General features: G+C 39.5%; 9 protein-coding genes. All 9 read right to left on the bottom strand.

What is annotated here, in order from left to right; all coding sequences use genetic code 11:
* Positions 1 to 111: 111 nt before the first annotated feature.
* The gene (gene fusA, locus SMUL_RS02450) at positions 112 to 2,190 is read right to left on the bottom strand and encodes an elongation factor G (RefSeq protein WP_025343675.1); all 2,079 of its coding nucleotides are present in this window, start codon (positions 2,188 to 2,190) and stop codon (positions 112 to 114) included.
* 80 nt (positions 2,191 to 2,270) lie between these two features.
* Positions 2,271 to 2,741 (bottom strand): 30S ribosomal protein S7, encoded by a 471-nt coding sequence (gene rpsG / locus SMUL_RS02445; protein ID WP_038532920.1) that lies wholly within the window; start codon positions 2,739 to 2,741, stop codon positions 2,271 to 2,273.
* Between the two features lie 72 nt (positions 2,742 to 2,813).
* Positions 2,814 to 3,191, bottom strand: a complete 378-nt coding sequence (rpsL, locus tag SMUL_RS02440) for a 30S ribosomal protein S12 (protein WP_012856158.1) — start codon at positions 3,189 to 3,191, stop codon at positions 2,814 to 2,816.
* Between the two features lie 84 nt (positions 3,192 to 3,275).
* Positions 3,276 to 7,802 (bottom strand): DNA-directed RNA polymerase subunit beta', encoded by a 4,527-nt coding sequence (rpoC, locus tag SMUL_RS02435; protein ID WP_025343673.1) that lies wholly within the window; start codon positions 7,800 to 7,802, stop codon positions 3,276 to 3,278.
* Positions 7,780 to 11,937 (bottom strand): DNA-directed RNA polymerase subunit beta, encoded by a 4,158-nt coding sequence (rpoB, locus tag SMUL_RS02430; RefSeq protein WP_025343672.1) that lies wholly within the window; start codon positions 11,935 to 11,937, stop codon positions 7,780 to 7,782. The genes rpoC and rpoB overlap by 23 nt, the downstream gene beginning before the upstream one ends.
* 136 nt (positions 11,938 to 12,073) lie before the next feature.
* Positions 12,074 to 12,448 (bottom strand): 50S ribosomal protein L7/L12, encoded by a 375-nt coding sequence (gene rplL, locus SMUL_RS02425; protein WP_025343671.1) that lies wholly within the window; start codon positions 12,446 to 12,448, stop codon positions 12,074 to 12,076.
* A gap of 139 nt (positions 12,449 to 12,587) precedes the next feature.
* Entirely contained in the window at positions 12,588 to 13,070 is a 483-nt protein-coding gene (gene rplJ / locus SMUL_RS02420; protein WP_025343670.1) for a 50S ribosomal protein L10, read from the bottom strand.
* Between the two features lie 186 nt (positions 13,071 to 13,256).
* Complete coding sequence (rplA, locus tag SMUL_RS02415; RefSeq protein ID WP_025343669.1) at positions 13,257 to 13,961, bottom strand: 50S ribosomal protein L1; 705 nt, start codon at positions 13,959 to 13,961, stop codon at positions 13,257 to 13,259.
* A gap of 65 nt (positions 13,962 to 14,026) precedes the next feature.
* Entirely contained in the window at positions 14,027 to 14,452 is a 426-nt protein-coding gene (rplK, locus tag SMUL_RS02410) for a 50S ribosomal protein L11 (protein WP_025343668.1), read from the bottom strand.
* Positions 14,453 to 14,454 lie beyond the last annotated feature (2 nt).

The following is a 14,454-nucleotide window of genomic DNA, read 5'->3' as shown; positions in this document are numbered from 1 at the left end:
TCGTTCTGAATAAAAACATCATTTTTAATGGATTGAGAAAAGAGTGTGTTTGGGAGATTTTGGTAGAAAAAGGGGTGTAAAGAGTCCGAAGACTCTTTACATGTAAACTCATTAACCGTTACGTTTTTTGATAATCTCTTCGGCAACGTTTCTAGGTACTTCATCATAATGATCGAATTCCATAGAGTAAGAAGCACGACCTTGAGTTTGACTTCTAAGATCCGTAGAGTAACCGAACATTTCAGCCAATGGGCAGAATGCGTTAACAATTTTGTTACCACTTCGATCATCCATTGAGTTGATTTGTCCACGACGTCGGTTAAGATCGCCGATAACATCACCCATAAAGTCCTCAGGTGTCTCAACTTCCACTTTCATGATTGGCTCAAGAATAACCGGTTTTGCCTTACGACAACCCTCTTTAAAGCCCATAGAAGCAGCGAGTTTAAATGCCATCTCAGAGGAGTCAACATCATGGTAACTTCCATCATAAAGGGTAACTTTAATGTCTTCCACTTTATAACCAGCAAGTACACCCGCACCAAGAGCTTCTTTGATACCTTTATCAACCGCAGGAATAAACTCTTTTGGAATCGCTCCACCTTTGATATCGTTAACAAATTCATAACCCTTACCCGCATCTTGAGGTTCGATTTTGAGGTAAACGTGACCGTATTGACCGCGACCACCAGATTGTTTTGCGTATTTGTATTCTTGGTTAACAGATGCACGGATTGTCTCACGGTAAGCAACTTGTGGTTGACCGACTTCAGCACTTACTTTAAACTCACGTAACATACGATCAACAAGAATCTCTAAGTGAAGCTCACCCATACCAGAGATGATCGTTTGACCACTCTCTTCATCAGTCTCAACTCTAAAGCTTGGATCTTCTTGAGCCAATTTTTGAAGGGCGATACCCATTTTCTCTTGATCCGCTTTGGTTTTAGGCTCAACGGCAACAGAGATAACGGGGTCTGGAAACACCATTCGCTCTAAAATGACAGGATCTTTTTCACTTGCAAGTGTATCACCCGTTAGTGTGTCTTTAAGACCTACAACCGCACCGATTTCACCTGAGTGAAGGACTTTGATCTCTTCTCTTTTGTTCGCATGCATTTTTAGCAAACGACCAATTCTCTCTTTTTTATCTTTGGTGGTATTGTACGCATAACTTCCGCTTTCCAATGAACCACGGTAAACACGAACGAAGGTTAATTGACCCACAAATGGATCGGTCATAATTTTAAATGCAAGTGCAGCAAATTCACCCTCATCGGTTGAATCAACAACACACTCATGTCCATCTTCATACTCGCCTTTAATTGCGTGTACTTCCGTAGGTGAAGGCATATAATCAATAACCGCGTCAAGAAGGGGTTGAACACCTTTGTTTTTAAAGGCTGTTCCACAAATCATAGGGATAAATGTCATTGCTAGACATCCCGCTTTAATACCTGCTTTAATTTCAACATTGGTAAGCACTTCGCCACCAAGGTATTTTTCCATCAACTCATCACTGGTCTCAGAAACAGCTTCAACCATTCTCTCTCGATATTCAGTTGCTTTATCCATTAGGTCTGCTGGAATTTCAACGACTTGGTAGTTTGAACCCATAGCCGCGTCATCATCCCAAACAAGTGCTTTCATCTCTACGAGATCAATCACACCTTTAAAGTTTTCTTCTGCACCAATAGGAATTTGAATAGGTACTGGGTTTGCTTTTAAACGATTTTTAATTTGTGCTTCAACGTTATAGAAATCTGCACCAACGCGGTCCATTTTATTAACAAATACCATTCTTGGAACTTTGTAGCGATTCGCTTGTCTCCAAACCGTTTCAGATTGTGGTTGAACGCCACCAACTGCACAAAATACAGCTACAGCGCCATCAAGAACACGCATAGAACGCTCAACTTCAATGGTGAAGTCAACGTGGCCGGGGGTGTCGATAATGTTAATTTGATGATCTTTCCATGTACATGTTACCGCAGCAGAAGTAATAGTAATCCCTCTTTCTTTCTCTTGCTCCATCCAATCTGTTGTTGCTGAGCCTTCATGTGTTTCACCAATTTTGTGAGACATCCCAGTATAAAAAAGGATTCTTTCTGTTGTTGTGGTTTTACCGGCATCGATGTGCGCAGCAATACCGATATTACGTACCATGCTTATAGGGGTATTTCTTGCCATTGTCGTTTCCTTAAATGTAGTAGGGGTAAAAATTGAGAAATGAGAGAGAGCGTAAACAGTGTTTCGCTCTCATCATCATTCTACCAGCGATAGTGAGCAAACGCTTTGTTTGCTTCTGCCATTTTATAAGTATCTTCTTTTTTCTTAAATGTTGCGCCTCTGCTATTAGCCGCATCTAAAAGTTCATTTGCCAACCTCTCAACCATGGTTCTTTCACTTCTTTTACGTGAATAAGAAACCAACCATCTAAGAGCCAATGCTTGTTGTCTTGCAGGTCTAACTTCTACTGGAACTTGGTATGTTGCACCACCTACACGTCTACTTTTTACTTCCATGACAGGCTTAACATTATCCATAGCTGTATTAAAAATCTCAATACCTTTTAAAGTTCCACTTCTTTTTTCAGCTAATTCTAATGCACCATAAAATACTTTGGTTGCAACACTTTTTTTACCATCATACATCAACGCATTGATGAACTTTGTAATCACTTTATTATTATAAATTGGATCCGGTAGTACTTCTCTTACGGGAGCTTTTCTTCTTCTCATTATTTTTCCTTCAAATTTTAGAAAATTTTACTCAAATGATGTCAAAACAATGGACATCACCTGTGGTTAAATTTATTTAGCTTTTGGTCTTTTGGTACCGTATTTACTTCTAGACACCGTTCTTTTTGCAACACCTGAAGTATCAAGCGCACCACGTACGATATGGTACTTAACACCTGGTAAATCTTTTACCCTACCGCCACGTACCAATACAATGGAGTGTTCTTGTAGGTTGTGTCCCTCGCCACCGATGTAGCTAATGACTTCAAAACCGCTGGTCAATTTGACTTTGGCAACTTTTCTCAAAGCAGAGTTTGGTTTCTTAGGAGTTGTCGTATAAACTCTTGTACAAACGCCTCTTCTTTGAGGGCACTTATCAAGTGCAGGTGATTTTGATTTCTTAATCACCTTTTTTCTCTCATTTCTGACGAGTTGGTTAATGGTTGGCACATTATTTCCTTTATTTTGTAAAAAATAGGTGCTAATTTTATTTAAAAATAGCTTAAAAAAAGGTTAAGTTAAGGGAACCTTAACTTAACCTCTACTTGGGTTCAACTCTAGATTAAAGCTTTTGTTTTGATACAGACCCGTTCCAACTGGAATCATACGTCCTAAAATAACATTTTCTTTAAGATCTTCAAGCATATCCATCTTACCTGCGATACTCGCTTCAGTAAGAACTTTAGTTGTCTCTTGGAAGGATGCTGCCGAGATAACACTATCACTACCAATTGCGGCGCGTGTTACACCTAAAAGTGTTGGCTCAGCAATCGCTGGCTCTCCACCTATTTTCATGACCGCTTCATTCTCTTCACGGAATCGTCTACGGCTAATCAAATCACCCATAATGAACTTCGTATCGCCACTGTCAACAATTCTGACTTGACGAAGCATTTGAGAAACGATAACCTCAATGTGTTTATCGTTAATCGTAACACCTTGTCCACGGTAGACTTGTTGAATTTCACTGATCAAATAATAATGCAATGCTTTTTCACCCATAATACGTAAAATATCATGACTTGAAATCACACCATCGGTGAGTCGCTCACCCGCATGCACAAACTCGCCCGCTTGAACGTGGATTTGTGTATTTTTATCGACTAAGTACTCAACGCTTGTACCATCAACGGCTTCAATGATAATACGCTCTTTAGAACGTAATGGCTTTCCAAAACGAATCGTTCCATCAATTTCCGCAATTACAGTTGCATTTTTAGGACGACGCGCTTCAAAAAGTTCACTAATACGTGGAAGACCACCGGTAATATCTTTCGATTTTGCAATCGCTTTTGGTGTCCTACCGATTAAATCAGCCAAGCCAACGGTCACACCGTTTTGAACGAAAATCGCTGTTTTTGGCTCTAATTGGTACTTCACAATCTCACCGTTTTTATTGGCAATGATGATCGTAGGTTTCATGCCACTTGGAAGGTACTCGTTGATCACAAGTCTACTTTGACCGGTCATATCATCGAATTGCTCTGTCGCACTAATACCAGGTTCAATGTCTTCAAACGTAATCGTACCCGCATCTTCCGCAATAATTGGAGTTGAATACGGATCCCACTCAGCAATCGTAATTTGCTCACTGGTGGACGGATACGCAAGCAGTGTTTTACCTTCAACTATACTGTTGTCATTGACATCAATAATGGAATCACGTGGAATATAATGACGAATCGCTTCCCTGTCATCATCATCCGCAACAACTGCAAAGATACCTTTTTCTTTAACAATATGACCTTTTTCAATATCGTGGATACGCTCTAAATAATCCCCACGAAGTTTATAGTATTTGACAAGACCTTTCGCATCCGCATGAATTTTTTGGATAATTGGCTCACCATTTTTGACTTTAAGTTCACTCGCATAAGGAATACGGCTTGGAACGTTCCAACCCTCTTTAATCACCTCTACGATACTTTCATTCAGCTCAACCACATCACCACTAACGTAAGGGATGTAGAATTTACCTTCAATTTTACCACTAACACCCGCAAGCTCATTTGGCTTAGCAAAGTCACTTTTACGAAGCGTATAGCGAATAGTCTCACCCGCTGTTCCACTCATCGTAATCGCTGTCTCTTCGTGCGCTGTATCGATCTCAATCGTACCTTTAAACGGTGCTTTGATCTTTGGCTCAACAAGTAAGATGGCTGCATTTCTACGATTCGCAACGATGTTTTTACCCTCTTTGGTTGCATACGTTTTTACATTGTAATAACGAATAAAACCCTCTTTTTGAGCAATAACTTGACGATCTTGAGATTCGGTTGATGCCGTACCACCGATGTGGAATGTACGAAGGGTTAACTGTGTACCTGGCTCACCAATGGATTGTGCTGAAATAATACCAACCGCTTCGCCCGGGCGAACCAAAGTTCCCTCAGCCAAGTTGGTACCATAACATTTTGCACAGACACCTTTTTTAGCTTTACATGTAATCGGTGTACGAATAACCACCGACTTAATGCTCGCCTCTTTAAGGGCTTGTGCGCTCTTCTCATCAATCAATGTTCCCTCTGTGAAAAGGACTTCATTGGTAATCGTATCGATAACATCTTCAGCTAAAACACGACCTGTTGCTCTCTCATAAAGTGATTCAACAAGCTCACCGCTCTCACTGATTTCTGTGATTTCAACACCTTCGTGTGTACCACAATCATCCATCGTTACTTTAACGTTTTGTGCAACGTCGATCAGTTTACGTGTCAAGTAACCCGCGTTCGCTGTTTTAAGAGCGGTATCCGCAAGACCTTTACGCGCACCGTGCGTTGAAATAAAGTACTCAAGAACATTTAGACCTTCACGGAAGTTTGAAATAATTGGTGTTTCAATAATACTTCCATCAGGTTTTGCCATAAGACCCCTCATACCAGCTAACTGACGGATTTGCGCAGCAGAACCACGCGCACCAGAGTCTGCCATCATGTAAATGGAGTTAAAGCCGCCTTTATGACTCTCTGTAAGCTTCATCATCTCCGAAGCTACGTCATTGTTCGTATCGGTCCAAATATCAATAATTTTGTTATAACGCTCTTGCTCGGTCAATAAACCTGAACTGAACTGTTTTTGGATCTCACGTACTTTTTTCTTCGCTTCTTTAATCTTTTTCACTTTGGTATCAGGCACACGAATATCATCAATAGAGACTGAAATTCCTGATTGTGTCGCATATTTAAAACCAAGTGTTTTAAGGTTATCCAAGAATCCTGCAGTGATACCAATACCACCCTCTTTAAAGATATGATCAACCAAACCACCAATATTTTTCTTCTTCAACACTCTGTTCCATAGCTCTTCAGGAACAAAAGAAGGTAAGATTGATTTTAAAATCAAACGACCCGCTGTGGTAAAGAGTATTCTATCGTTAATACGTGTTTTAATTTTTGCATGAATATCTAAAAATCCTGCATCAATTGCAATATGAACTTCATCCACATTGGCAAAAATTTTATTACTTCCTTTTGCATGTGGTTTTTCGAGTGTTAAGTAATAAAGACCCAAAACCATATCTTGGGTTGGAACGGTGACCGCTTTACCCGAAGCTGGAAGTAAGATATTCATCGAGCTTAGCATCAAAATTTTACACTCTGCTATGGCCTCTTGAGACAATGGAACGTGAACCGCCATTTGATCGCCGTCGAAGTCCGCGTTGAATGCAGAACAAACAAGAGGATGCAAACGAATCGCTTTTCCATCAATCAAAACAGGGTGAAACGCCTGAATAGAGAGTTTGTGAAGTGTCGGCGCACGGTTTAACATAACCGGATGACCTTTAACCACTTCAGCGAGACATTCCCATACTTCATTGGTTTTGCTATCGATCATTTTCTTTGCTTGTTTAACCGTTGTAGCATACCCTTTTTCTTCAAGACGCGCTAACAAATGGGGTTTAAATAATTCAAGAGCCATCTGTTTTGGAAGACCACATTGATCCATTCTCAAATTTGGTCCAACAACGATAACCGAACGACCCGAGAAGTCAACCCTTTTACCGAGAAGGTTTTGACGGAAACGGCCTTGTTTACCTTTGATAATCTCTGAGAGCGATTTTAAAGGACGCTTGTTAGCACCTTTGACCGCATTGGCACGACGACCATTATCAAACAACGCATCAACGGCTTCTTGAAGCATTCTTTTTTCGTTGCGAATAATAATCTCAGGCGCATCAAGTTCCATCAAACGTTTCAAACGAGCATTTCTGTTGATAACACGACGATAAAGATCATTCACGTCACTGACCGCAAACTTTCCGCCATCAAGTGCCACAAGTGGTCTAAGATCTGGGGGAAGTACGGGGAGCATTGTAATCATCATCCACTCAGGGCGATTGCCACTGTGAAGGAATGCTTCAACCACTTTCAGACGTTTAATAATCGTTTTTTTCTTCGCTTCTGAACTGGTTAGGTTAATGTCTTCTTTAAGCTGTCCAAGAACCTCTACAAGATCTAAACTTGCTAATAGATTACGAATAACCTCTCCACCCATTTTAGCCACGAAACCGGTGTCTTCAAATTTTTGTTGGAGTGCTTGGTATTGTTCTTCATTTAAAACATCGTACAAAGCGACTTTGTTTTTATTTTCAGCATCGTAAAATGCTTCGCCTGCTTGTTCAACAATGTAGGCTTCATAGTAAAGTACGCGCTCAAGATCTTTCATCTTAACGCCAAGCAGTGTTCCCACACGGCTTGGAAGTGAGTTAACATACCAAATATGCGCCACAGGAGTTACTAACTCGATGTGACCCATACGGGAACGTCTTACTTTGGTACTCGTGACTTCAACGCCACACTTCTCACATTTAATGCCTTTGTAACGCATCTTTTTATATTTTCCGCATAGACATTCATAATCTCTAACGGGTCCAAAGATTTTCGCACAAAAAAGGCCATCACGCTCTGGTTTGAGCGTACGATAGTTAATGGTTTCTGGCTTTTTGACCTCACCATAACTCCATGAGCGGATCTTCTCTGGGCTTGCAAGTCTTAGTTGAAATGCTTTAAAGTCCCTAGGACGGCTCTCTTCGTGAATCTCAATTGGTTCTAGTCGTTTCATCTTCTTCCACCTCGTCATAAATCTCAACATCTAAAGCCAAAGACTTCAACTCATTCGTTAAAACATAGAATGTTTCAGGAATTCCTGTTTGAGGGACATTTTCACCTCGTGTGAGTGCTTTATAAGCTAAAATACGTCCTTCAACGTCGTCTGATTTGACTGTTAACATTTCTCTTAGGGTATGAGCAGCACCGTATGCCTCAAGCGCCCAAACCTCCATCTCACCGAATCGTTGTCCACCAAAGAGTGCTTTACCACCGACGGGCTGTTGTGTGACCAGTGAGTATGGTCCTGTACTTCTTGCATGCACTTTTTCGTCAACCAAGTGGTGGAGTTTTAACATGTACATGTAACCCACGTTGACTTTTTCATGCATTTTTTGACCGGTCATACCATCGTATAAATCTGTCTTTCCATCCGTATCAATTTTCGCCATCTCAAAGAGTTTTGCAAATTCTTCTGTATTGACACCTTCAAAGATTGGGCTTGCAAAACGCACACCCTTACTCCAATCACGTGCATAACCTAAAAGTTGCTCATCATTTAAAGTATCCATGAAATTACGTGCATCCATCAGTTTTGCAACATCCGCGATGTTAATCATTTTTTCACGAAGTGACTTAATCCAATCACCTTGCTTCTCTTTAAAAATCTCTTCGATTTGATTGCCCAGACGTTTACCAACAAGTCCTAAGTGAACCTCAAGAATTTGTCCGATGTTCATACGACTTGGAACGCCCAGTGGATTGAGAACGATATCTACAATTTCACCATTTTTAAGATAAGGCATATCCACTTCACGAACGATATTAGAAACAATACCTTTGTTTCCGTGACGTCCTGCCATTTTATCGCCCACTTTGAGTTTACGTTTGGTTGCGACATAAACTTTAACAAGTTTCACAACGCCACTTGGCAAAATGTCATCTTTTTCAATGATATTAAGCTTCTCGTCGTGCTCTTCTTTGAGTTTTTTCTTCTCATTTTGGAAGTAGACTTTAAGGTCTTTATACTCATCTTGAATCTCATTTGAGAACGCTTTTACAATCGAGTTAATTGAAAAACGGTTCACATTATGAAGATCTTCCGCTTTAATAAAACCACCTTTTTTATAGCTGTTTTTACTGATCTCTTGATCTTCATTCAACGGATTTCGAAGAAGTAACGCGTTGATGCGTAACATCTCTTCACGATCTAACATCAAGAGTTTATCATGATGTTCACGGTCTAATATCTCTTTTTCTTGCTCATACGCTTGAACGGCACGTGGATCTTTGTCATAACCTTTTTTCGTAAAGATTTTAACATCCACAACGATACCTTCTAAGGAAGGCGTTGCATAAAGGGATTTATTGACAACATGTCCTGCTTTTTCACCAAAGATCGCACGTAAAAGTCTCTCTTCAGGGGTTGGTTTTACTTCACCTTTTGGTGAAACCTTACCGACAAGAATCATACCTGGCATGATGTAGGTACCTACTTTGACAATACCGCTATCATCAAGGTGCGCAAGCTCTTCTTCTTTAACGTTTGGAATATCTTTGGTAATCTCTTCCACACCGTCTTTAAGTTCGCGTGCTTCAATCTCTTTTTCATAGATGTGAACACTTGTAAAGGCATCTTCACGAATCATACGCTCTGACATAACAATCGCATCTTCGTAGTTATAACCGTTCCATGGCATAAAGGCAACCATCGAATTTTTACCGATAGCAAGCTCACCTTGATCCATACTTGGACCATCAGCAATCACACCACCCGCTTCGACCATATCCCCTTTTCTCACAATTACTTTTTGGGTGAACGTTGTGTTTTGGTTGGTTCTAAGATTTTTTTGAAGCGCATAATGGTCAATAAATGCACCACCTTCATCTTCACCTAGAATGTAAACATTTTTATTATCAACTTTTTCAACCATACCAGCGCGTTTTGCTTTAATTGCCTCCCATGAATCACGAGCCGCAATTTTTTCAACACCTGTTCCAACAATTGGAGCTTCTGATTGGACTAACGGCACGGCTTGACGTTGCATGTTTGAACCCATAAGCGCACGGTTAGCATCATCATGTTCCAAGAATGGAATTAACGAGGCTGCCACACCGGCGATCATCATAGAAGAGAGGTCAATTAAATCGACTTTCTCTTTTTCAATCAATACGGTCTCACCATCAACCCTAACCTCAATCAAATCTTCAACAATTTCGTTGTTTTCATTGATTTTAGTACTCGCAGGGGCAATGACTAAACCCTCTTCTTGCGTTGCTGTGATATAAATAATCTCTTCAGTAATGGTTGCATTCTCAACTTTACGATACGGTGCTTCCACGAATCCTAGATCATTGACTTTAGCATACATAGAAAGTGTATTGATCAAACCAATGTTTTGACCCTCGGGGGTCTCAACCGGACAAATTCTTCCGTAGTGTGTTGGGTGAACGTCACGGACTTCAAAGCCAGCGCGCTCTTTAACCAAACCACCCTCACCAAGAGCAGAAAGTCTTCTTTTATGCGTAATTTCACTGAGTGGATTGGTTTGATCCATAAATTGTGATAACTGTCCGCTGGAGAAGAACTCTGAAATCGCAGAGGTAATCATTTTAGAGTTAATCAAATCATGTGGCATTAACTCTTCAACGCTTCCGCTAAGCGCTGTAAATTTATCGCGAATGGCTTTTTGCATTTTAATGAGACCTGCATGAAGTTCATTCGCAAGTAACTCACCAATCGCTCTAATTCTTCTATTACCAAGGTGATCACGATCATCGATGTGACCTTGACCATTTTTAACTTTGATCAAGTATTTCGCTGTTCTAATAATATCTTCACTCGTCATAATCGTCACATACTCAGGCACACTAAGGCCTAGTTTATGATTCATTTTCATACGACCAACTTTGGTTAAGTCGTAACGCTCAGAGTTAAAGAAAAGATCTTTTACAAAGGTTTTGGCTGCTTCTTTCGTTACTGGCTCACCTGGTCTCATAACTTTGTAGATACGAATGGCCGCTAAGTCATTCTCATCTTCAATGCCCTCAGTCTGACGAAGCAATTTAAGGGTTTCAGTGTCTGCAATAAAAGAGTTAATGATCGCATCATCCACACCACTTGCAAGATCATTCGCAATTTCAATTACTTCGCATTTTTGCTCAATAATTTTCGCCAATTTTCCTTCATCAAGTTGCGTTAATGTATCGTAAAGTACTTCACCGCTCTCTTTATCAATGATGGGAGAGGAGAGGAAACGATTGACCAAAATTTCAACAGGATACTCGATAAACTTAATACCATCTTCAATAAATTTTTCTGCTTTTTTACGCGCTAAACGTTTGCCTGCGGCTAAAAGAAGGTTACCATGCTCATCTTTAAGATCAAAATCGACACGACCTAAGAAATTATCAGCTGAAAATTCAATGAGGAACTTATTCTCGCGAATCATAATGTTAAGCACAGGGTAAAAAAGTTTTAAGATATCTTGTTTGCTGTAACCAAGTGCACGGAATAAAATCGTAATAGGAACTTTTCTGCGTTTATTAATTCTAACAAAGAGGGTATCTTTTGCATCGTACTCAAAGTACAACCAAGAACCACGATCAGGAATAATTTGAGCATTGTAGATCAGTTTGTTTGCAACCGTTGGGCTCTCTTCTTCTTTGAAGATAACACCAGGGCTTCTGTGAAGCTGATTCACAACCACTCTTTCAACACCGTTGATGATAAACGAAGTTCGCTCCGTCATCAAAGGAATTTCACGAATAAAAATGGCTTGTTCTTTAATATCTTTTACACCCGTTTTTTCACCGGATTTTTCATCTTTATCCCATAAGATAAGACGAATGTTCATTTTCAAGCTGACAGAATAAGTAAGGCCGCGTTCCATACATTCGCGAACCGTATATCTAGGTTTTCCAACTTCTGATCCAACATACTCCAACGTAAGTCGGTTTTGGGGATCATGAATAGGGAAAATAGATTTAAAAACCTTCTCTACGCCGCTCTCTTCTTTGAGATTTTCAACATTTAAAAACTGTTCATAACTCTTTTGTTGAAGTTGGAGTAGATTTGGTACATCAATTTTTTTTGGGACTTTGGAAAAATCAACTCGTAAGCGATTTCCAGATTTTAGGCTATTTAACATGAGTCTACCTCGTGTAGTTGTTTGAAAAGGGCAGTGGGTTCATCTATCATTTGACAGACGTTGTAACGACTAATAATTAATTTCCAGGGAAAAAGTTTTAAAAGAGAAGCACAAGGCTTCTCTTAAAGTAATAAAATTACTTGATTTCAGCGACAGCGCCAGCGTCTTCAAGTTTCTTTTTAATCTCTTCAGCAAGTTGCTTAGATACACCCTCTTTAACGGTTGTAGGAGCGCCTTCAACAGCATCTTTAGCCTCTTTAAGACCAAGACCTGTGATTTCTCTAACAACTTTAATAGCGTTGATTTTTTTCTCGCCACCATCTTTAAGAATAACGTCAAACTCAGTTTTCTCTTCAACAGCTTCTGCAGCAACTGCAGCACCTGCACCAGCTACCATAACAGGAGCTGCAGATACACCAAATTTCTCTTCGAAATCTTTGACTAGTTCACTTAGTTCAAGAACACTAAGACCTGAAATATACTCTAATACGTCTTGTTTTGAAATTGCCATTTCAAATCTCCTGATTATTATAATTTAATATAAAGCTTGCTCTTTTCGAAGCATAAACTTTTTATTGTTTCGCAAGAAGTCTGATAATTTCTTCACTCTTGCACTTTACATGTAAGGCTAAAAACCTTACAAACACGCTCTATTCAGACTCTTGTTTTTTAGCACGAAGTGCATCAAGACCAATGGTAAAGTTTGTAATTGGTGCCATCCAAGTTGATAGTAGCATTCCAATAAGCTCATTACGTGATGGCATTTTAGAAAGTGCTTCAACTTTAGTAGCGTCAACAACAATACCACCAGCAAAACCAGATTTAATAATAAAATTTGGATTTGTTTTGGCGAATGTAGCGACAATTTTTGTTACCGCTAACTGGTCAGCGCCCCAAACAAAAATGTTGGTGTCTTTAAGGTCAAGACCATCAAGACCAGCATTTTTCATTGCGATGTTTGCTAAGGTATTTTTAATAACTTGCACTGTAACATTTTCAGTTCTAGCACTATTTCTTAAAACTTCAATGGATTTAACATTAAGACCTTTATAGTCACAAACAATTAAGCCGTCGGAAGTTTTAAACGCTTCAGTTAGAGAACTAATAAATTCAGCTTTCTCTTTTCTTGTCAATTTTTCTCCTTTCCAACTGGTGATTTCAAGTTGAGATGAGTTGCCTCAAATTAAGCTTTCGCCTCTACTTTCTCCAATCATAAGATTAAGTACGTACATGTGATGTTATAAAACTGCGTTTTACAACGAGCATTTTTAAGGCACGCGAACATTCGCCACTTAAGTGGTTTATGTTCACGTAAATTGTTATCTAAGGTCGATTAATTCTTGATTTTCAAGGTTCATTGATGGGCTCATTGTAAGTGACAATGCAGCGCTTTTAATATATTTACCTTTTGCAACAGCAGGTTTATGTTTGTTGATAGCTTTGATAAATGCTTCAAAGTTCTCTCTGATTTGCTCAGATGTGAAGCTAATTTTACCAATACCTGCGTGGATATTTCCTTGTTTGTCAACACGGAAGTTTACTTGACCACCTTTGTTGTTCTCAACAGCTTTAGCAACGTCCATTGTTACAGTACCTGTTTTTGGATTTGGCATGATACCTTTTGGTCCAAGAATACGACCAACTTTACCCACTAAACCCATCATGTTTGGTGTTGCAATTAAGACATCAAAGTTAATGCGACCTGCTTGAATTTCTTCAATCAAATCATCACTACCAACGATATCAGCGCCAGCAGCTCTTGCTTCATCAGCTTTCTCATCTTTTGCAATAACCGCAACACGAACTGTTTTACCCGTACCTGAAGGAAGAACAACAGAACCTCTTACCATTTGATCCGCATGACGTGGGTCAACGTTAAGTTTAAGTGCTATTTCGATTGTTTCATCAAATTTTGCAGATGCGAGGTTTTTAATATTGCCAAGGGCTTCATCAACAGAATATTTTTTCTCTTTATCAACTTTTTTCAAAAGTTCTTGAAAACGTTTATTTACTTTCTTTGCCATTCTTTATCTCCGCATAATTTTGCTTCCGCCTTTATATTTAAAACCCTGACGGTAAAGGGTTAGACTTAATCGACGATGTTAATACCGATGCTTCTAGCAGAACCTGAAATAATTTTCGCTGCTTGTTCGCGATCTGTTGTATTAAGATCAGCAATTTTTTTCTCAACAATCTCAAGAATTTGAGCTTTGCTAAGTGTACCAACTTTATTTTTTAAAGGGTTGCTTGATCCACTTTTAAGACCCACTGCTTTTTTGATAAGATCTGTTGCAGGTGGTTGTTTTGTAACGAAAGTAAAACTTTTATCGGCATAAACAGTAATAACAACAGGAATTCTAAAACCTGCCATCTCTTTTGTTCTTTCGTTAAACGCTTTACAAAACTCCATAATATTCACACCACGTTGACCAAGAGCTGGTCCTACTGGAGGTGATGGATTTGCTTTAGCAGCTTCAATCTGCAATTTAATTTCACCAATGACTTTTTTTGCCATTT

The sequence above is a fragment of the Sulfurospirillum multivorans DSM 12446 genome (assembly GCF_000568815.1).
Lineage (GTDB): Bacteria > Campylobacterota > Campylobacteria > Campylobacterales > Sulfurospirillaceae > Sulfurospirillum > Sulfurospirillum multivorans.
Note: the sequence above shows the minus strand (reverse complement) of the source record. Positions and strands in the feature narration are given on the sequence as shown.